Raw genomic sequence first — 20,825 nt, forward strand, 5'->3', positions numbered from 1 at the left:
ATCGTCAATGCCGGGGCCAGCTTCCAGAACACCTGGTTTGCCGCCAGCAGTTCGCTGATCAAGGGCAGCGGCAGCGCCTGGGCGCTGGAGAACAACATCACCCGGCCCATGCTGATCGGCGACCTGAACGTGGCACCGACCGTGGGGATCATGACCGGTGAAAAGAGTACCGGCGGGTACGCCAGCCTGAGTGCCGGCAGCCAGAGCCTGGGCTCCATGACGGTGTCGCAATACCAGAACACCTCGGTCTCCGAGTTTTACCAGGCCAGCAACAGCACCTCATTTTACTACAGCCGGCAGTTTGGGCCCACGCGGCTGAGTTACAACTACAGCCGCTATAGCCGCAGCGAACTCCACCAGTTGCAAAGCTCGTGGAATGCGCGGGGCAACGGGGTATGGGCGGTGATTTCCGCCGGGGTGCAGAAGGGCGGGTATAACCAGAGCGACAACAACTACGGGGTGTTCCTCAACACCACCATCATGCTCAACAACAGTAACGCCACGCTCAACGCGGCCTACGAGAATGACAAGCTGCACACCGGCGGCAGTTACACCCGTGACTTTGAAGACAGTACCGGCACGACCTACGCCGGGGCGGACTTCAGTGAAGTGGGCCGCACCAATGCGTTCGGCCTGACCGGTCGGCGCAGCGGCACCCGCGGTGACGCCTCGGTGCGTGTCGGGGTAGACGACCGGGTGACCAACGGCAGTTTCAACTACAACGGCATGCTGGCTGCCAGCAAAGACGGCATTGCACTGGGGCGGACCAGCCTGAGTGGTGCGGCGCTGCTGGTCAAAACCCCGGATCTGGGTGACATGAAGTACGGCTTCAAGGTCGAGGGGTACCCGGTGGCGGGCGGCAGTACCTATGCGGTTCCGCTGGGCAGCTATCAGGACGTGGTGTTCGCCAGCGCCCAGTCGGTGGACGCCGGGACGGACATGAATATCCGCCTGCCGGCCAACGTGGTACGCGCCCATCCCGGGCAGGTGTACCCGGTGAACGCCGAGGTGGAGATGAACATTCTGTACAACGGTTTCCTGGTGGACGGCAGCGGGCATCCGATCAGCGGCACGGTGAAAGAGACGGGCGACACCGTCTATCCGAACGGGCTGTTCTCGGTGGCGTCATCGACGCTGCTCAGGCAGATCACCGTGGAGGGCACGCAGCGCTACCGCTGTGACCTGACCCTGCCGAAAGACAACCGCTACCAGTGCGTGGCGGGCTAGCGGGCCATGGACTACGCCGTATTTCACGGCACTTGGATTGTACGATAATTGAACAGACAGACTAAATGTGAGTAACCATATGAAACAGATGATGAACACTTTCCGTACCAAATTTAGCCGTATTCCTTTGGCTTTGGGGCTGCTGGCGGTAAGCGGGCTGGTGCAGGCCGACGGCCAGTTGATGGTGATGCCCGCGCGCAGCACGGTGGAAGGCAAGCAGAACCGCACGGTGCAGGTCAGTAATCTGGGAGACAAGCCGCTGTACCTGAAAATCGACCTGATGCTGGTTGAAAACCCCGGCCAGAGCCCGGAGCGCAAAAAGGCGATGGGTGAGGTTGCCCTGCCAGAGATGATGGTCAACCCGGCGAAACTGACGCTCGGCCCCGGCCAGAAGCGGGATATCAACCTGGTGGCGTTGAAGGTGCCCGCCCGGGAGACGGTATACCGGCTGTATATCGTACCGGTGTCGAGCATCAAGGTAGTGGATGACGGCAGCAAAGACAAAATCAAGGCACCGGTCAACTTTGGTATCGCGTATGGCGTGGTGGTGCACCACCAGCCGCCGACGACGTCGCAGATCCGCGGCTGGACGCACCAGTGTACGGCGGGCGGACTGCAACTGACGTCAACAGGGAATGTGCGCACGCCGTTCACCCAGTTGCAGGTGACGCCGGCGGGCAGTATGCCGTCCGATCAGAACGTGTATCCCGGTACGCCACTGGTGTTCCCGGCGAAAAGTGTGAAAGGAAATGCCGATGGCAAACCGTTTGACGTGCGTTGCCCGTAGGGTTGCAACCGGGATACTGCTGTGCGGCGCATAAGAGAAGCTAAAAAGGGATCAGCACCATGAGGGTATGGCAACAGATAATTGCGGCGGTTCTGCTACTGCCAGGCATTACTGCCAATGCAGTGGACTTGGGCAGTGTGGATGTCAGTATTTTGCTGACCAACCTGCCGCAAATTACGGTTGAGAAACCGGGCGGCGGCTGGTACGACACGCCGCTGGAGTTGATCAACGGTGAGGGCAGTGATGTCACCCGCTATAAGGCGCAGATAGAGGTGGATGTCAAAATCCGCAATGGCAGTGACTTCACCGTCTCGCTGGTTAACCCGATGAATTTGACCCATGAATCCAATAGCGCACTGATTTTCACCAATGAACTGGTGCAGTTTGGGAGCAGTGGTACTGCGCTGCAAACGCTGAGTTCCACCCCGCTGGATTTCAGCAATACGATCATCGGTGGGGGGATCTCCACAGGGCGTTACGTAATATCGGTGGGAGCCAACGAGCCTGCCGGCGGTTTCAGGAACGTCGTGGGTAATTACGTGGGTGAGCTGGTGCTGATGTTTGAGGCGAAGGTCTGACATGTTCTTCCTATTACCAGGGCTGATACGTCAGGCATATGAGACGATAGACACTGTAATTTCTACATTTATTACGAATGTAAAATATCAAGGAATGATGATGAAAATACGTTTTCCATCGCTTGCCTTTTTAGGGGCGCTTCTGCTGGGTAATAGTATTCAGCCCGCTTTGGCTGATACGTTCTACAGAACCGATCTCACGAACTGTTCAATCAGCGACATTGGTAATAATCAGTGGAAAGTCGCTTTTGATTTCCAACCTACACCGCGCTCAAGCGGGTCCGGCGTTGCGCCAAATTCGACCAACTATCTCGTCATAAAAATTCCGACTATTTCAAGCACGGGGTTGAGCACGTCAAATTTCGTGTGGAATCCGGTACCCATCACGGAGCTTAAAATGCCTACTGGGGTTGCTGTCCGTAATTCGCCGAGTAGTGGAACCCCCGGAATAACCCTTGCACAGCCTACGGGTAGTCTGATATTAACACCGAGCATTTCTGGAAGTGTGACATTTATTATCACGCCGACAACAGCGAATAATGCGTACCCGGCGGCAGTCGTCTCTACAACTGCCACAAGTACAGATGGTAACGCAAGTAACGGAAATTACTGGTTTATACCCAACCGAACGACGGGTGCCTGTACTATGAGCAGTGGTGACCCAGGAGGCACGATTCCTCCGATCACTGAGGTCATAACCCCAGATCCTGTGTTTAAAATGTCAACCGCGACGTGGGTACTTAATACAACGGATGTTGGAGATTTGCCAGATGTTACAGCTGCAGGTCCCGGTTATCTCGCCACGATTCAAAATATCAACAACAACAGCCTGTGCGTGAACTATGTGCTGGCTGGGGTGAAAAAATATACCTATGCGTTGAAGGTGAGCAATACCCCCAGCACGCAAGGAGGGCGCAGTTTGTTTATGATGCAAGGTCCTGATAGCAGTCAGTTATTCTATAATCTGAAGTTGAAGAGTTCTGTTGGTGCAGCAAATGACTATCAATTCCCTGCGTCTGAAACGCTCAACCATATTAACTTGCAACAAGGGAATGATATTGGGGATGGCCGCAGCCAGATGTGTTGGACACCGGAAATAAACCTGTTCAAGAACACCTCAACGAAAGAGGGCATGCATACTGGTACCCTGGATTTTATTATTACCCCTAAAGCATAAATTATATTATTTTAAAAGAATAATAATTCTTTCATTTATCGGCTCCAGGAGGGAACCGTGGCTAAGAAAAGAGTAGCAATTCAATGTCCATGTCTTTATACCCGCAAGGGGATTGAAGAAATCCTGCTTGATACGCAATTTTCAGCGAAGTGTAAAATTGTTGCCAGTATTAGCCACCTTGACCAGTATGAGAACCGATTAATAAAGTTAACTACTGTTGATATTATTATCGTGACGCTGAGTAGCACGGTTGACGATCCCGCGTCTACCTTACGCCTTTTCGGTGAGTTTTTACCCACTGCGCATCCTAATGCCCGGATATTATTGATTGCTGATATTATACCCACTGGGGTAATGGCTCGCTACTTATCGGATCTCAAAAATATTGGCGCCGTACTGGATACATCAAAATCACTGGATGTATTAGAAAATCAATTGGTTATCAATATTGGAAAATTTGCTGAGGTATATAAATTTGGCAAGGTAGCCGCACTCCCACTTTCCCTGCGGGAAACCATAGTATTGCGACGGCTTCTCGAGGGAGAAAAAACGGCGGGTATTGCCAAAGACCTACAGATTAGCCCCAAGACGGTCAGTAATTATAAGCGTTCAGCAATGGTAAAATTAAATATCAGATCGTTACAACCCCTTATAATTAACGAACGTAACAATGAATCATTAAATGATGAGGTAGAGCTGAGTAGTTCTGGAATAAATAACAAAAACCCGGTTTCCAAATATTTCCCTATATGGAAATGAGAAGAACCAAGGGAACAGTAACCAGTCAGGGTATTGTCAATTGACTGTGTTTTTATACTCTCGCGGAACTTTAGGTATTATTTGGAATACTTAAGGATTTACCTTTAAACTGCTTGCTTTTAATGGATTAAACAAACAGAGATATTATGAGAGTCTTACCTAAACTTCAACAGCTCCAGGTATTTCAGGCGGTCATTCTGCATGGAAGTATCCGCGCTGCAGCAAAAGCACTTGACCAGTCTCAACCAGGAATAACACGCAGCTTGCAGGAATTGGAGCAAACACTCGGCACGCCGTTGGTGATAAGAGGGGGCGGCGGCGTTATGCCTACTGAAGCGGGTATTATGTTTCATACGCGTATGGAGTTGGTGTTAAATGAGTTAAATCGTACCCTTGATGAAATTGAGCACCTCAATAACCTGACGTCAGGTACCGTTGGCGTGGGGCTGTCGTCGTTACCCATTTTAACCCTATTCTCTGCGGCTTTAGGGAAATTTAGGAAAATCCATCCAAACTCAAATGTTTTTACCATGGAAGGGCAAACCAATGTGCTATTGCCTTCCCTGCGCAGTGGTAAACTCGATTTTATAATAGGTACAGCCGTACCTTCTGAATATTTGAGTGGGCTGGTGCAAGAGCCTTTATTTAAAACCACATACAGGGTATACGCCCGCAAAGGCCACCCATTGTCCCGTTGCACCTCACTGAGCCAGTTACAGGACGCTGACTGGTATTTACCGGTAACGACAATGGGGCAGTACAATCCACTGGAGTTATTGCTTTTTAATTCTCCAAATAAAGCGGTAATGCGCGGTACTGGCACTGCGGCTCTGCAAATGGTTCTTCATGCTGATTTTTTGACCGTTGTGCCAAAAGCCATGGTCCGTGCGCATTTCCTCGCTCAAAATCTTTCTATTATTCCGGTGAATGAAACGCTTCCTGATGCAGAGTTCTCCTTGACCTACTCTTCAGAACGCCCCATAACGCAAGCGGCGAAAAGTTTGATGGATAGGTTTCGCTGGGAGAGCCAACATTATCCGTGGGATTGATGCAGGTTTTGCTTCGGTCTTAAATTAACCGGCTTGCTGAATACTCTGTACGCTATCGGGAAGGTAAGTGATGGTTTTGCATGGATGGGACGCAGGAAGAAACGGATGCCGGGTTGTCATGACCGGCATCCTGCGTGATCCCTTTACCAGCCGCCACCGCCACCACCACCCGATCCCCCTCCAGACGAACCACCACCTGATGAGCCCGAACCGCTGTGGCTGGAACCTGAGCTTGAACCCGAGCCCGAACTGCTGCTGGGGGTAGCCCTGGAAGATGAACAACAGGATTGGCTGAAGTGATGCACGCTGTTCCAGTCTGCATCGGCAAACACTTCCGACATGGCACCGGTGCTGATCAAGTATTGCGCAAAGGTATTTGCCCACGTCTGTCCCACGCCGAGCGCCAGTGCAACAGGCAGCATGCTTTCAAAATGGGAGACCAATTTATCTGGCGGATAAAGTGCCTGATAGCGGTGTTTTTCTGCCGCACCGAGATACAATTTCATCCCTTGTGCGATAGCCAGATCATTCAGGCCCCGTTGTGTGTAACGAGGTGCCAGCCAATAAAAAATCACGCACAGCAGAATGGCGACCAGCAGAGCACCCATGTAACCGGCGGGAAATTGCGTTATGGGCAAGAGTTCAAACATGAAAAGACCGCTGGCAAACGTCAGGAAAGGACCAAATATCAGCGATATAAACAGAGGAAAGCATCCCCAGCTGTTAACTGTTTTTCTCGGACTAAATAAAAACCTTAGCGGTACAGAAAGCAGGGTGATGCCCAAAAGCAGGAACAATAACGCGGGGAAAGTCACTATTGCGGCCCCAGAGCTGAATAATGCGCCAGAAATAACGGGGATCAGCAGCATGATGTATATTCCGCGTCGTACTGGCGTACCCCATTTACGGAATAATTGTGCACGCTGGTCTTCACAACGTTTCTCCAATAACTTGCGCGCATTTTGCATAGGCCGCTGATAGGCCAGGCTGAGATTAATGTTCATGCGATCGCCTGTAAACAGGGTACTCAGCAACTGTTTATCATCGGCATTTAACCGCTGGCCGTCATTGTCAGGTCGGCGTGATAGCCACTGTTCATCTACGGAATGACTCTTTGAAAACCACGAGCTTTTGCGTTTGCTCTCTTTTACCGTGATGCTGACACCGCGTTTGGCAACCAAATCCAGCAGATCGCTGCTGAAGGCCACGTCATCGTACTTACGCTGGGTGATATAGCGCAGATAACCCGGTGACACAGTGGCTGGCCGCGAATACAGCGGCACAATCGGTGGCATCTTCAGTCCGATGGCCGTTACATTTTTACGCCACCAAAGCAGGTAATAGCCGACGAGGAGGATCACCGGAATCCATAACGCGCAGGTTTTGGTGGTCGGTAATAGCAGATGCACGAGCGGTGACGCGGCTATGGGGGCGGGTGCGCTGGCAAGAATGGTCCGTGGCCAGGTATAGGCAACGGTCAGACCTTTACCTTCTCCGAGCGGTTGTAAGGTCTGCACACTGCCATCGGGCAGGATCTGGGCGTTTTGCTCTTTTGCACCTTGTACGCCAGTGTAGACATCAATGGAGCGCAGCCGGGTATCTCGGCCTTCTTTATTCAGGAAGGCGCTGGCTCCGGGCAATTCCAGATGAAAACTGGCCTTGCTGATTGAATAGGCCCAGTCATTCCCCGTCACATTCCAGTAAAGTTCATCCCATTCGGGGAATCGGCTGAAATGGTTGCTGACTTGATACTGGATCTCATAGTTATGGATGCCGGGTTGCAGTAAGTGGTCAGCACGACCAATGCGTACAGTGATCGTTTTTCCTGATTTATCCACGCTATACGGTTCTGCTACTCCGTTACGCAATACATTTTTGATCTGATAATCGACGCTGAAAATTTTGCCATCCTGCCGGTTCCAGGTTAACGGCAGCGTTCGGAAAATCCCTCTGCGTATTTGTTGGCCCAAAGACAGCACTTTGATGTTTTCACTCATCTCCATGCTGCCGTCCAGGTTAAAATGTGCCCGGGTATCGAAAGATACAATATGTTCATAAGCTCGCACGACGCGGGGAACCCTGGGCGATTTCTGTGGTGTTTCCCTGTTGGAAGCGCTGGCGACAGGTACACTTATCGCAATATCATGGGGCGTAGCCTGAACAGTCCCTGCCATCAACACCAGGCACACCCAGAAAACGCGCAATATCCCGCCGGAGACGTCTGCCATTGCTTTACTCCATCCGTGGTAACTTCGCATCCTCGGGATCCTCAAGCTCAAAAAAAGCATCCGTTTTAAACGTAAACAAATGGGCCAACAGTAAACTTGGGAAAGACTCCACCAGGATATTGAAATCGCGCACCGTGCTGTTGAAATAGCGACGCGCCATCTGTAGCTGTTCTTCTATTTCAGCCAGTGATTGTTGTAAAGACAGGAAATTCCCATTGGCTTTAAGTTCAGGATAGGCTTCTGCCAAGGCAAACACGCGACCGAGGACACCCGAATATTCCCGCTCATTCTCGGCAATCCGACAGGTATCACCTATCAGGTTGCTACGCTGGCGGGTAATTTCTTCCAGGAGATCTTTTTCGTGCTGGGCATAACGTTTGACCAGGCTCAGCAGATTGGGGGCCAGATCGTGACGGCGCTTGAGCTGCACCGCAATTCCACTCCAGGCTTCGTCTTTGAAACGGCGCAAGGAGATAAAGCGATTATAGGTCACCACTGCCCAGATAAGCACCACGGCACCGATGGCCAAAGCGGCATAAATTTCCATTTTTCAATCCATGTTTGACAGTAAAAGCATAATCCGTTGGTATGGATACTATCGCACACTGGTATGGCTGGTAAATCGTGAAAGTTTCCTGATAACAAGGAAACCGTACGCTGTGATGCCTCCAGTTCTGGCCGTTTCAGCTCGGTGAGTCAGTTGGTCTGACGCAAAGCAGGCAATTGAATAACCAGAGGAAGTCACAATTTTGTGCCACAGGCCATGCATATTTTCCGTATTTTGAGGGATAATTGAGGACGCAGGCTAAAAGGATGCCCATATAGAGAGGGGAAAGGACGATGACAAAGTCACAGGAAGCGAGATTGCATCAACTTATCGACCAGATCCGCTGCAACCCCACAATCTACCCCAAGAAGGCAATCGACTGGGAGTCAGTAGAGATGTGGCTGCGTAATGACGATGTTTCTATGGCCATATTCACGGCAGAAAAGATGATCACGACCATGAATAATCTGGCGGCGGGTATTCCTCCTCAATTGCAAACACTTCTTGACCAGATCTACAGCGATCTCACGACGTACCCCAATAAAACAGCGGATTGTGCCTCCATGCAGTCATGGCTGGACAATGGTGATTATGCCATGGCCATCTATGAGGCCAATTTGATTCTGCAGGCTATGAAGAACGTCCAGCTCGATATTCCTGCTGAACTGCAGTCGCGTCTGGATAGAATTAAAAGTGATACCACGTCGTACCCTAAAAAAAGTAAGGATTGGGGATCCCTCCAGACATGGCTGAATAATGGCAATTTCTACAGAGCCCTCTATCAGGCGAAAGCGATGATTAAAACCATGGATAATCTGGCGGCGGGTATTCCTCCTCAGTTGCAAACACTTCTGACCCAGATCCAAAACGCCAAGGTGTCGTACCCGAAAAAAAGCGCGGATTGCGATGCCCTGCGGACATGGTTGGAAAATGGGGATTATGATATGGCCAGCTATCAGGCCAAGGAGATCCTGTTGACCATAAAGAACGTTCAACGCGAAATGCCAACTGAACTCAAGATACTGTTGGAACAGGTTCGGCACAATTCTACGCCATACCCCAAAAAAACGGCAGACTGGGAATCAGTACAGACGTGGCTGAACAATGGTAATTTTACCATGGCGCTCTATAAGGCCAGGATTATGGTGACGGCAATGAAATACCTGACGTGAGGCTTGACCGGCACATCGGGTAAATATTTTGCGCCAAGCCTCGTGCAACGGTTTATACGGCGCTGCCGAACCCCGCGCGAACAGGCGCGGGGAAAACCTCCGTTATTCTGTCGCCGCTTCCAGGGTGAGAGTTTCATCACCTTGGGGTAACCACGGTTGGCACTGTCTTTCAACGTGACTTCTTGTACCTGCTTGAATTTCTATGCCGCAGGTACGTTTTCGAACACCATCTGAGTAAACAGGTTTACTCGCAGGAATGAGATATCCGTCGCTTTTGTGTTCTTGAACTTAACGTTTTCAAAGTTTAGCCCACGGTGGAAAGCATCACGGCCAAAGGCAAAACCGTAAGTACTCTCCATCTCGGCAACGGTCATGCCGTCAACCATGATGCTGTTTTTCTTGGCAGTACCGTTAATCATCATGCTCTTCACCGTAACATCCCGGAACTGCGCTCATACGCAGACCGACAAAGGTGAGATACATGATGTTATCTTCTGCGTGGATCTTTTCAATCCATACGCCGGTGTGACTACCTGCTACCACCACACCATGACCGTTACGGAAATAGTTATTGAAGATCCAGGCTTCACTCTGTGCTTTCTGACCAAACTCCTGCACGCCAGCGCCATAGCCGGTAGCAAAGTTAACGAGCATCAAAAAAGCTGTTGAATACCATGGCATTCAGCCTGTTGCCAAACATCATAAGCCAGCGTGGGTACTTGAACCTTCTGGGTGCTACAGAACGTTCCATAACTCTGTTGCCACCCGAAGCGTTGTCGCTATCCGAATTTATGACAACTAAGTTATGTCGCAATCAACAATCACCACTCTCCATATATTCAGGTACGGATAAAGTCAGGTCCGATAATTGCCACAGTTTGGCCCTTATCGGTCAGCTTTATCGTGCGACGCTGACGCAGACTTCTTAGCAGCAGCTTCATTTCCCGGCTGTGCCGGACGTTCAGCGCTTCTTGGATGTGTTCCCGTCCGGTAAAGCAGTTCAGGCCTTCTAAGGTGCAGAGCGTTTTAAAGCGTAGATGATGACCTTCTGTCAAAAATGCGGCATAACGGTCGCGACTTAGCCACATTAGAGCCTCCAGCATGTCATCGTATGCGCGCTGCAGCAGGTGCAGGGAAGGATTCAGGCCGTACACCGGCCGACTGTAATCGGGTTTACCCGTGGTCGGATCTGCATACTGAAACTTCCAGATAGCCTCATGATGAGCAAGGCGGTTACGCAGCTCACGGATCCCACCAAATTTGCGCTCGATAACGTACCGCGGGGTGCCGACTGGCGCTCCTGAGAATACGTCCGCCGTTAGGTGCGGCCAGAGCAGGGTGCGTTGGCGAGGCTCATCATACTCCGGCGCTAAAAAATTGGTCCAGAAGCCGAAGTCCAGCCCAGAGATAACACGCTCATTGGTCAGCGCTTTTCCGGCATCCTTGATCCGTTTCGAGACTTTTCGGACACAGTCTTCTTCCCAGGCAGTTTTGGCATACACTGGCTTTCCCTGACGGTGGAGAATGTTGCCTTGTCGGTCCATCTGGTAGCGTTTCCCCTGACGAATATAGGCTTTATCACCCATGTAGCGTGGCAGATCGAAGATCCAGTTGGCATCGGTGCGCCAAAGGCCTGCTGCACCGGGCGGGGGATTATGCCGGACGGCGTGGTCAATCGCGTTGCGAAAAGTTACCTCCAGGCAGTGCATCAGCGGCTGCATCGCGCTGGTCAGGGCTTTGTTCCAGTTGTAGGCACCGAGCGCCTCATCCGGTTTCAGCTTGAGGACGTCTACATAGACCTTCAGTCGCTCCGCAGAAATATAGTCTTCTAGATCCATGTGATTCTCCGGCCTGCCGGGGTACCAGTTGACGCCTCCGGAAGACGCTGGTAAATTAGTCATATCAAGGCTCAGATTTCTTCGGACCTGAGCGCATAAGTTAGTACTGGTAGTACTGGAAAAGCCATCTCTCGGGATGGCTTTTCTCATTCTAGCGTCTCAGAAAACTGTTCTTCCCGACACAGGTAAGCGCTAAGTTACGCGCATCTCATCAACCTGAACGAGGAATTGATCTTCTTTTATCCGAAAAAACAGAACCTGGAGAAGCTCCAACAAAGTTGTCAGATCGCATGTCGCCGCTTCGGCAAAAAGGGCAAATGCCATCGAAATACCGTGCGGTAAAAGCGTAACGTCCTGCAGGTGCCGCGCGTATCTCTCGCCAGGGCATGCCCGACATCATGATGCGCTGTAATACCTCTTCCTTAAAGATACCGAGAATACGGCAGTATTCCCGATTTTCTGTCAGGGTCTGCGAATCATCGAACCAGTAATCACTCTTGGGCGTACCCACTACCTTGGCCTGAGCCATAATGGCTGCATCAATATCAGAAGGAATATTTCGCATCGTCAGTGCAGTTGTTCCTCTGTCAATAGTTTTACCCAAAATGTCACCTCAATGCGATTTTGTAAATTTTATGGAAAATGAAATCGCATAGCAAATAGACTGCGTCAATAGTTAACATTTGATGCAGCCTATAATTAATGATGCAATGTGAAAAAATGAAGTGAAATATATGCAGCGATAAAAATCACATGCCATTTAGCTATACTCAAGTGTTGTCATCTTCAGAAGGCGGCTGCAGTAGTTTGCTAGCTTCAGGACCCGTTGTGCGGGCTACTATGAAGTTGCACAGCTATTAGAGCGCTGGCGACCAGCAGAATATCCACAAATTACGCCGCGGTTAATGAAAAAACTGGTGAACGACATCCACATCCTTGCGCTCACAGTTCCAAGAGAAGAGCCCTATCGTCATGTACTAATAGCTTTATATATTCTTGCTGTCAGATGCGGCGGGATAAGTATTCGCATTCTTCTCCGGGCACCAATCGAAAATGAAGGCAATAATAGTGATGCCTTGAGCCAGGATCCGGTACTGGATGACAAAGTGAAGGCAACGTTGCTCGGATCGCTTTGCAATACCAGACTGGTTTGTCGTCGCAGCACAACACCCTGAAGTAACGTTGAAATCTGTGACTCCTGAGTTGCTGCAGGGAGCACTGTTAATGGATGCTCAGTATGCGCTTCATTCTCGTGAAATATATCGGGGTGAGTTAAGCGAGGCTATCAATAAACTACTACATCATGACTTTTCTGATGAGCTTCACTTCACTGAGTCTGAAAATGCCAAAGAACGCCGCGCAATAGCGGCACTTTTCACCGTGTCAAAAGATGACAAAATACTGAAGGTCTGGTTGGATAGTCAGATTTTCCATTTCAATAAATGGAGTTCCGAGGACAGTGATACAGTGGTACGATATATTATCGATCATCAAGATGATTTCCCAACGATATGCAACAAATCTGTTTTTATTAAAAATAGGATTAAAAGCAAAATTGATGAGGAGTAGTTGCTGAACTGCAAGCTTCATATATCGTCAAGAGAAATATGAAGCTTGCAGCATTCATTTCTTTAAAAAGTTAGCTTTTATAACTTGGACTTGAAAATTTTAGAAGGATAGATAAATGGACTTAGTTTACCTCTCAGTGGCAGGTGTTGTTGTTCTTATCATACTAACCACCGTACTGATCTTTACCATCAAAAAATTAAATTCGGTAAAAGCTGCTGATAATGCCAAATCTGCTCAGCTTGAAAGTTTTGCATCAATTATCGATGCAGAAGCTGAAGCACAGAGGCTAATTTCACAAGCAGACAGCGAATCACAGGCCATGGTTAACGCAGCAAAGGCTGCCGCCGCTCTGATGGAGCAGAAAGCGACAGGTCTGCTAACCGACGCGCAAAAAACTAGCATTCTCATCCAACAACAAATCCAAGACCTGCGCAGTTCATACGTCACCAAGAAAGGTATCTACGACGATCTCGAAAAGGCAATTGCCATTTACCGCGAGGATGCTGACTTCGCAGAAATGGGGGCCTATGAACCGCACTTTAACTTTGATACATCAGAGGAATTTAAAGATGCTGTCCGCGAAAATCGGCAGAAGCAGAAAGCATTATTACGCATTAAGGACATCGGTGGTGCGATTTGGTGTGGTACAGAGTGGCAGGTACATAATTCTCGCTCCGAAGGTAAGAGAATGACCACTAGGGGTATCAACCTGACAGCCCGTGCCTTCAACGGCGAATGTGATGCAGCCATAGCAAACTGTACTTTTAAAAATTGGTCTGTTATGCACGACCGCATTCATGCAGCATTTAATAAAATAAATAGCTTGAATGAAGTTAACGACATTCATATTAGCCAAGCATATCTCCAACTCAAGCTTAAGGAACTCGACTTGGTTCATGAGTATAAAATCAAAAAACAGGACGAAAAAGAAGAACAACGTGAAATTCGCGCCCAGATGGCTGAAGAACGCAAGGCGCAACAGGAGATTGATCGCGCAATTCAGGAAGCAGAAGTAGAAGAAGCACGTGCACAGAAAGCTCTTGATAAGGCCCGCAAGGAAATGGAATCAAAACTGGCGATAATGACCGCCGAACAAGCCAAAGCCTATCAGGAAAAAATCGCCGTGCTGCAAGAAGCGTTGACCGAAGCCGAACTGAAAGGGCAGAAAGCGCTCAGCTTGGCCCAGCAGACTAAACGCGGTCACGTTTATATTATCTCTAATCTCGGAGCTTTTGGAGAGAACGTCTTCAAAATAGGAATGACTCGCCGCCTCGACCCGCAGGATCGCATAGATGAGTTGGGCAGTGCTTCGGTGCCATTCCTGTTCGATGTACACGCAATGATCCACTGTGAAGATGCACCAACACTTGAAAATACTCTGCACCAGCGCTTTAACGAAAGACGTACCAACCTGGTGAACAAGCGCAAAGAATTCTTTAATGTGAGTATGAAAGATATCAAAAATGCCGTGTACGAAATAGCAGGAAGCGACGTGGACTTTATCGAGACAGCAAGCGCACAGCACTACCATGAAACGCTGGCGATCCGGAAGAAGATAGCCGAGCACACAGCAACGACGGCTAACTTGCCAGTCCAACAGCCACGCTTTGCGGACGCCATTTAATGAGTCCTCCGTCCAATGGAACGAAAATAATATTAGGTGATCTGAACCGGTACCAAGTTGCTGAACTTTTTAGATTTGCAACTTAAACGTGCCTTCATTAAAAACGCTAAATGTTAATTTTTCGCTCTGTTGGGCGACATTCCTGAATTTTCTATGATTTATGGATCTTGCATATATGGTCACAGTGCAATCGACTTGTGATATTTGTGTCGTTGTCTCCTGAAATGGCAAGAATCATAGTCTTCATTTCACCCAGTCTTCAAGCGTTAGCTCGGTACCGCTCAAACTCCTGTTAATTGTTGGTCATCAGTATGGCATCGGCCGCAATGGGGTACCCGGCGATGGCCGTGTCCTTCGGGCCGATAGGTTTGCCGACGGTGGCCAGTGCGGTCTTTATCTTAGTGGACGCATCAACGGTGGAGCGTCTCTGCTGAAAGATATTCACCTGAACAAGCTTTTTGCCCTTGTTAACAGGTTCTCCATCCGGTCTCGACGAATTCTCCCGTCCGTCGCCCTACCTTCAGATATGCCCCACACAGATATCTTTAGCAGAAAAGGTTGTTTTATTTTCTGACCATTTCGCGCTTAACTGAATCCAACAGCAGTGAAACGCGCAGTTCCAGTCAAATGCAGTTCTAGCCAAATATCGAGGAGGGTACTATGTCGAAGAGTCTGTTATCCGCCAAATCCCGCTCTTTGCGGCAATGGGCCAGAAACATATTTGATCCGGCACAGGAGCCAGAATCTACTCTGGACAGTACCCGCATGTTAGAGGCACTTCTCGCATCAGGATGTATATATGGGATTGACATGGGCAATATTGACCCTTCCTGGTACCGCACGAAATAGCCATTACCGGCGGTTCGTCCGGTTGAGTTACTGGAACGAGCTGTGCGTTATCAAAAATCATTGGGGAGTATATGGACAGGAAATACAGCAAGGTCTTGTCCATATACCAATACTTATAAATCAGAGACCTTCTCTATCAGTTGTTGTTAATTTGCAAAGGCATAAACCGACACTCAGCGGCTGATTTTGTACATTCATATCCCTGAATACCCACCGCACCACTCTCTTTACTCCAATTAGGCTGATCCTCAATGGAAACAATCAGCGTCTTTAATTCATGCTCCTCCCCTTTTTTGTGATATTCAAGGTCGATGATCCCATCACCGCCGCTTAACGAGTAAGTGCAGTTGGTTAACGTTCCTCCGCTCTTACTTTTATCCATGGAAATATATTCCACAGTGGAAAATCCGCTAACTGCATATTTTTTATGTGGCTGAGAAATCCAGCTTCCCTCCCATCCTGTATAAGTTTCCGGTGCTACATACATACCGCCAATATATTGGATGCTTTCTGGCGTAGGACAACTCATTGTCTGAGTGCTGCCAGCCAGAGTACAGGACGAGGCGGTTAATGCGGCTACCAGCAGACTGGCCTTGTGGATATTCTTCATTGCGTTTTTCCTTTTACGATGGTTTTGTTATCCATATCAATGGACGACTGAAAAATCTGTTTCTATCAGGTTACGTCTATTCATAACGGCAACCCGGCGGCACACATCTTTTCGACCAATTTGGTCGAACGTTAATGTGATTCTGGAGGCGCGATCCGTCTCAATTAATATGATTTGAAAAAAGGTATCTATTGCGCGTGAGCGCGATCATTATTGCACGTTACTATCGTTATAAATGATTCGTTCTGCTCTATTATTTCCTTCCTTATCGTGCGTTATTTTAGAATGCGGCGAGGTGATGTCGTAAAATCTAATAGGATAAGACTCCAGGATGTAATGGTGATCTATTGTTAACACGTTTGATTGTCATTGTAAATTCAACCTGCGTCTGGAAATATATTCCGCCTTCTCATAATAAGTATGAATGGGTATTTGCCCAGAACTTATTCATGGTGTCTATTAATTATACCCACTTCAAGGTAGATAAGATTATCGCAGGGTGATTTATTGAGTACGGAAAATTAACATAGGTAATTAACCCGATGCGGGGTTTCAGGAAAGGTTAGGGGAAAATTAATTCAGGTTCTTATTTGCGACAGTACAGAAATTTATGCGCCGCATTTCATTTTTGAAATGCGCGGCGCAATGTCAATTAACTCATTTTTTGCGGTAAAGGGGCTCAAGCTGTTCCTGCTTGGTTTTGGCTTCAATGCTTCTTTCTGCCGTTGGACGTAAGAGAAGACGTCTGAGCCCGATAGGTTCACCCGATTCAACACAGTAACCGTAATCACCATTATTGATACGTTTCAGGCTATCGTCGATTTTTGGCAACAAACGGCTTTCGCGGTCTATCTGCCGGAACAAGAGACGCAACTCTTCCTCACGCATGGCTTTGTCAGCCTCGTCCCCACTGATGTCACTTCGATGAATTTCTTTTTTTAGTTCATCAAGGTGTGCCAGAACCTTTAAACGTTCTGCGCGCAAAAGACTTTCAAAAAACGAAAGTTGCTCTGCGTTCATATACTCAGCATCCGGCATTGCCAGGAGAGCATTTTCCTTATCCATGACTTTATTCGCCATAATTTACCTATCAGGTTTCCACCGCAACAACTTGAACGCCCAGGACGTCCCAGACGCAACGTTACATTATAACACAGATTAATTACTAACCGTAATTAATCCTCCGAACGCTGTGACATGCTCGCAGCGTGGCAACAACAATAGGTATCAGGTACGTCGGGAAGGTTAAGGAATAATCATTGATGGTGTGAGTCAGGGCGTAGCAGTCCGCCGCGCGTAACTTATAGAAAGAATCACGCCAACCTGGACAGCTCTTTATTACTCGAAATCACTCTGCGCTTCCTTTGAAGCCTTCATGGCAGCTAATTTGACCAGACACGCGTAATTTTAACAAAATTCATTGCGTATTTCTTGACCAATTTATTTGCCGCTGAAACGATTAATGTGATTTTAATCACGCTTGAGGAGGGACATGTAGCCACTCTGTAACGCCTCCGTTAATACCCCCGGCGAAAGATAGATGATATCGTTAAATCTATAGTTTCCCTCTATGAATTGATAGAAAAAGAGCATTATATCCCCTCCATTTGTCATGCTATTTCTTTATTACCGTCGCACTTGAAGTTGTTGGATCATTCGCTAATTCATTTACCGGTTAATTGACAGCAGTCAGTTAATCGAGATTGATTGGCTTGCATATTCAAGTGCTTAGCTGATTTGAAATGAACTTTACAGAACGCTGGTATTTGCTGTAATCGTGTTTATTCCTCTGGGAATAAGCTGAGAAGGCAGTCGCGTTTTACTTTTGTGAGCCAGTGCGGTAATGCCGTGACCAGGAGATTTATAATGTGCGCATATCAGAATATTTTTACGCCCTTAACCATCAATGGCATGACATTAAGAAACCGCATTATTATGCCCCCGATGGGCACCAATTTTGCCGGGCTTAACGGTGAGGTCTCGCAAGAGCAGTTCAATTATTACGAATTAAGGGCGAAAGGGGGCACCGGATTAATTACTATCGAAAATGCCTGCATCGATTTCCCTTTCGCCTCGAATGGAACCACGCAATTACGCATTGATAATGATCAGTACGTACCGGGTTTATTTAAATTAACCGAGAAAGTGCATAAGCATGGTGCTTGCGTAGCCCTGCAATTAAATCACGCCGGGGCGTCTGCCTATCCTGCCCGATTGAACGGCCAGCCGCCGATCTCTTCCTCCAATGTCCCCTCCAAGAAAAACGGCTTGATTCCCCGTTCCATGAGCGTTGAGGAGATTTACGGTGTTGTGGATAAATTTGGTGAAGCGGCAGTTCGGGCGCGCAAAGCGGGTTTCGACGCCGTTGAAATCCACGCCGGGCACTCGTACCTGTTGTGTCAGTTCTTATCACCCCTCTATAACCAACGCACGGATGACTTTGGCGGTTCAATTGCCAACCGTGCGCGTTTCGTCAAACTGGTGATGGAGAAAGTACGCCAGCAAGTCGGGCCACGTTATCCGGTCAGTTTGCGTTTCGGTGCGGAGGAGTTTCTTGAGGGTGGAAATCACCTTGAAGACATGTTTGAGTTGCTGGAGTATTTCCAGCATTACGCCGACATTCTCAATGTGTCTGCGGCGCTCAATGACAATATCCAATATCAGATTGATCAGATGGATCTGGCCGATGGCTGGAAGCGTTATCTCTCCCGCGCTATTCGCGACAAATTTGGCAAACCGACGGTCATCGCCGGGAATATTCGTAACCCTGCGGTGGCTGAAGATATTCTGGCCAGTGGTGATGCCGACTTGATTGCCATCGGGCGTGGGCTGATTGCCGAGCCTGAGTGGGCCAACAAAGTTGAGCGCGGCGACGAACATCTGTTGCGCAAATGCATCTCCTGCAACATTGGTTGCGCGGATCACCGCATTGCCAGTTCGAAACCGATTCGCTGCACGATCAACCCGGATATTTTTTACGGTGATGCCTATAAACAGAAGCAGGTAAAACGTCCGACCCACGTCGTGGTGATCGGGGGCGGTACCGCGGGTATGGAAGCGGCCTGCACGGCGGCGGAAGTCGGCTGCACAACCTGGCTGTTTGAGGAGCGTGACCATTTGGGTGGTCTGGCTACGGAAATCGCCAAGCTGCCTGAAAAACGGCGTATTGCCGATTTCCCACGTTTTATGAAACACCGCCTGACCTCGTTGGATCGAGTGATGCTCCACATCGGTACCCGCGCCAATATCGACAATGTATCGGTATTGAAACCCGATCTTATAATCAATGCGACCGGTTCCCAACCCTTGCTGCCGCCAATCAATGGCTTGATGGAGCACATCGATCAACCTGAGGGGAATCTGTTTTCCATTACGCGTTTTCTGGGTAATCTGGAGCAGTTTTCCGACTTTGAAAATAAACACATCGTGGTGATAGGCGGTGGCGCAGTAGGCCTGGACGTCACTGAGTTCTTCGCCAAGCGTGGTTCTACGGTATCGCTGGTGGAAATGCAGTCGGAAGCGGGCAAAGATCTCGACTACATCACCAAAACCTCAATGGTCACCATGCTGGAGGAGTTCAACGTTACCCAGCATCTGAACACGCAATTGATGGAAGTGGCCGAAGATCATTTCATCGTTAAAAATAACAATGAAATAGCAACGTTACCTTTCGATTACGGCTTTGTCTGCCTGGGAATGCGGGCGGATAAAAGTTCATTGCCCGAGTTTACCGCGTGGGGGAAAGAACACGAGGTGCCGGTGCTGAATATTGGAGACAGCGTTGTTGCGCGGCGTATTATCGATGGTGTTCGTGAAGGAAGAAACATCATTAATAAGCTTGAAGATATGGGCATTCTCGCTTGATGGGTTCCAAATAATAAAAATCGCACCCATCCGCGAATAGGGATTTTTTAATATTAGCAATCTATGAGGACAGGAACATGACGGAACGCATCACAGGCCATACCGAACTTATCGGTTTAATTGCTACGCCGATCAGACACAGCTTGTCGCCAACAATGCATAATGAAGCCTTCGCCAAATTAGGCCTGGATTATGTCTATCTGGCCTTTGAAGTCGATAACCAGGAATTAAAAGATGTCATTCAGGGCTTTCGCGCGCTGAAGCTGCGAGGATTTAACGTCTCAATGCCGAATAAAACCAAAGTGTGCGAATACCTTGATGCGCTTTCACCCGCTGCGCAGTTGGTTGGCGCGGTCAATACCGTGGTGAATGATAACGGTGTATTGACCGGTCATATCACTGACGGTACGGGCTATATGCGCGCACTGGCGGAAGAGAAGATTGATATCATCGGTAAAAAAATGACGTTGTGTGGAGCGGGTGGTGCGGCAACGGCCATTTGCGTCCAGGCAGCACTCGATGGCGTCAAAGAGATCTCGATCTTTAACCAGAAAGACCGTTTCTTTGACAATGCCAAAGAGACGATGAAGAAAATTCAGGACAACACGAATTGTACGGTCAATCTCTATGACATCGCCGATGTGAAACGCATGGGCACCGAGATTGATGACAGCGTTATTTTTACCAACGCGACGGGCGTAGGGATGAAACCTTATGTTGGTCAAACGCTGTTGCCTGATGCCAATATGTTGCGCCCGGATCTGGTGGTCTCTGACGTGGTCTATAACCCGTTGAAGACCCGTTTGCTGGAAATTGCCGAAGAGAAAGGCTGTCGTACTATAAATGGGCTCAGCATGATGCTATGGCAGGGCGCAAAAGCCTTTGAAATTTGGACTGGGAAACAGATGCCGGTGGATTTTATTAAAAACATTCTGTTTTAAACCACG

At 48.8% G+C, this 20,825-nt stretch carries 17 protein-coding genes and 3 pseudogenes; 11 read left to right on the forward strand and 9 right to left on the reverse strand.

Translation table 11 applies throughout. From position 1 onward, the window contains the following. From DRI82_RS17610 to DRI82_RS17635, 6 genes and pseudogenes are all read left to right on the forward strand, one after another. Window positions 1-1,227: pseudogene (locus DRI82_RS17610) on the forward strand (TcfC E-set like domain-containing protein); the annotation flags it as partial. A gap of 79 nt (window positions 1,228-1,306) precedes the next feature. Next, window positions 1,307-2,014 carry a pilus assembly protein gene (locus tag DRI82_RS17615; RefSeq protein ID WP_114195220.1) on the forward strand — a complete coding sequence of 236 codons (708 nt, stop codon included), beginning with the start codon at window positions 1,307-1,309 and terminating at the stop codon, window positions 2,012-2,014. A 59-nt stretch (window positions 2,015-2,073) separates the two neighbouring features. Next, window positions 2,074-2,592: a hypothetical protein gene (locus tag DRI82_RS17620; protein WP_114195221.1), complete on the forward strand. Its 519-nt coding sequence runs from the start codon at window positions 2,074-2,076 to the stop codon at window positions 2,590-2,592. Window position 2,593: 1 nt separating this feature from the next. Further along, window positions 2,594-3,769, forward strand: coding sequence for a hypothetical protein (locus DRI82_RS17625; RefSeq protein WP_157968094.1), 1,176 nt, complete (start codon window positions 2,594-2,596; stop codon window positions 3,767-3,769). A gap of 57 nt (window positions 3,770-3,826) precedes the next feature. Beyond that, window positions 3,827-4,528, forward strand: coding sequence for a LuxR C-terminal-related transcriptional regulator (locus DRI82_RS17630; RefSeq protein ID WP_114195223.1), 702 nt, complete (start codon window positions 3,827-3,829; stop codon window positions 4,526-4,528). Between the two features lie 146 nt (window positions 4,529-4,674). Next, on the forward strand, window positions 4,675-5,577 hold the full coding sequence (locus tag DRI82_RS17635; RefSeq protein WP_114195224.1) for a LysR substrate-binding domain-containing protein: 903 nt from the start codon (window positions 4,675-4,677) through the stop codon (window positions 5,575-5,577). A 143-nt stretch (window positions 5,578-5,720) separates the two neighbouring features. On the opposite strand, the gene DRI82_RS17640 is transcribed toward DRI82_RS17635, so the two are convergent. Continuing rightward, a complete protein-coding gene (locus tag DRI82_RS17640; RefSeq protein WP_114195225.1) occupies window positions 5,721-7,805 on the reverse strand; it encodes a DUF2207 domain-containing protein in 2,085 nt (694 codons plus the stop codon). Between the two features lie 4 nt (window positions 7,806-7,809). After that, complete coding sequence (locus tag DRI82_RS17645) at window positions 7,810-8,352, reverse strand: LemA family protein (RefSeq protein ID WP_114195226.1); 543 nt, start codon at window positions 8,350-8,352, stop codon at window positions 7,810-7,812. A 293-nt stretch (window positions 8,353-8,645) separates the two neighbouring features. Here DRI82_RS17645 and DRI82_RS17650 point away from each other — a divergent pair, with 293 nt between their 5' ends. Then, window positions 8,646-9,524: a hypothetical protein gene (locus DRI82_RS17650; RefSeq protein WP_157968095.1), complete on the forward strand. Its 879-nt coding sequence runs from the start codon at window positions 8,646-8,648 to the stop codon at window positions 9,522-9,524. A gap of 200 nt (window positions 9,525-9,724) precedes the next feature. On the opposite strand, the gene DRI82_RS17655 is transcribed toward DRI82_RS17650, so the two are convergent. The 4 genes and pseudogenes from DRI82_RS17655 to DRI82_RS17670 form a co-directional block, all read right to left on the reverse strand. Further along, window positions 9,725-9,946, reverse strand: a complete 222-nt coding sequence (locus tag DRI82_RS17655) for a hypothetical protein (RefSeq protein ID WP_114195228.1) — start codon at window positions 9,944-9,946, stop codon at window positions 9,725-9,727. A gap of 34 nt (window positions 9,947-9,980) precedes the next feature. Next, window positions 9,981-10,221, reverse strand: a pseudogene (locus tag DRI82_RS17660) (exo-poly-alpha-D-galacturonosidase); the annotation flags it as partial. A gap of 142 nt (window positions 10,222-10,363) precedes the next feature. Next, entirely contained in the window at window positions 10,364-11,362 is a 999-nt protein-coding gene (locus DRI82_RS17665; RefSeq protein WP_114195230.1) for an Abi family protein, read from the reverse strand. A 211-nt stretch (window positions 11,363-11,573) separates the two neighbouring features. Next, window positions 11,574-11,966: a hypothetical protein gene (locus DRI82_RS17670; RefSeq protein WP_245956873.1), complete on the reverse strand. Its 393-nt coding sequence runs from the start codon at window positions 11,964-11,966 to the stop codon at window positions 11,574-11,576. A gap of 620 nt (window positions 11,967-12,586) precedes the next feature. Here DRI82_RS17670 and DRI82_RS17675 point away from each other — a divergent pair. Together DRI82_RS17675 and DRI82_RS17680 are read left to right on the forward strand one after the other, a co-directional pair. Further along, the gene (locus tag DRI82_RS17675) at window positions 12,587-12,931 is read left to right on the forward strand and encodes a hypothetical protein (RefSeq protein ID WP_114195231.1); all 345 of its coding nucleotides are present in this window, start codon (window positions 12,587-12,589) and stop codon (window positions 12,929-12,931) included. A 115-nt stretch (window positions 12,932-13,046) separates the two neighbouring features. Beyond that, window positions 13,047-14,555: an SNIPE associated domain-containing protein gene (locus DRI82_RS17680; RefSeq protein WP_114195232.1), complete on the forward strand. Its 1,509-nt coding sequence runs from the start codon at window positions 13,047-13,049 to the stop codon at window positions 14,553-14,555. Between the two features lie 292 nt (window positions 14,556-14,847). Here the strand turns inward: DRI82_RS17680 and DRI82_RS24380 are convergent. From DRI82_RS24380 to DRI82_RS17700, 3 genes and pseudogenes are all read right to left on the reverse strand, one after another. Continuing rightward, a pseudogene (locus DRI82_RS24380) lies at window positions 14,848-14,979 on the reverse strand (VapC toxin family PIN domain ribonuclease); the annotation flags it as partial. Between the two features lie 561 nt (window positions 14,980-15,540). After that, window positions 15,541-16,014: a DUF3757 domain-containing protein gene (locus DRI82_RS17695; RefSeq protein WP_114195234.1), complete on the reverse strand. Its 474-nt coding sequence runs from the start codon at window positions 16,012-16,014 to the stop codon at window positions 15,541-15,543. Between the two features lie 657 nt (window positions 16,015-16,671). Beyond that, window positions 16,672-17,094, reverse strand: coding sequence for a TraR/DksA C4-type zinc finger protein (locus DRI82_RS17700; RefSeq protein ID WP_411704518.1), 423 nt, complete (start codon window positions 17,092-17,094; stop codon window positions 16,672-16,674). 786 nt (window positions 17,095-17,880) lie between these two features. Between DRI82_RS17700 and DRI82_RS17705 the strand changes: the two genes are divergently transcribed. Together DRI82_RS17705 and DRI82_RS17710 are read left to right on the forward strand one after the other, a co-directional pair. Then, window positions 17,881-19,878 (forward strand): oxidoreductase, encoded by a 1,998-nt coding sequence (locus tag DRI82_RS17705; protein ID WP_114195235.1) that lies wholly within the window; start codon window positions 17,881-17,883, stop codon window positions 19,876-19,878. 77 nt (window positions 19,879-19,955) lie between these two features. Then, window positions 19,956-20,819, forward strand: coding sequence for a shikimate dehydrogenase (locus DRI82_RS17710; protein WP_114195236.1), 864 nt, complete (start codon window positions 19,956-19,958; stop codon window positions 20,817-20,819). The last annotated feature ends 6 nt before the right edge of the window (window positions 20,820-20,825 follow it).

The organism is Edaphovirga cremea (assembly GCF_003332275.1).
Taxonomy (GTDB): Bacteria; Pseudomonadota; Gammaproteobacteria; order Enterobacterales; family Enterobacteriaceae; genus Edaphovirga; species Edaphovirga cremea.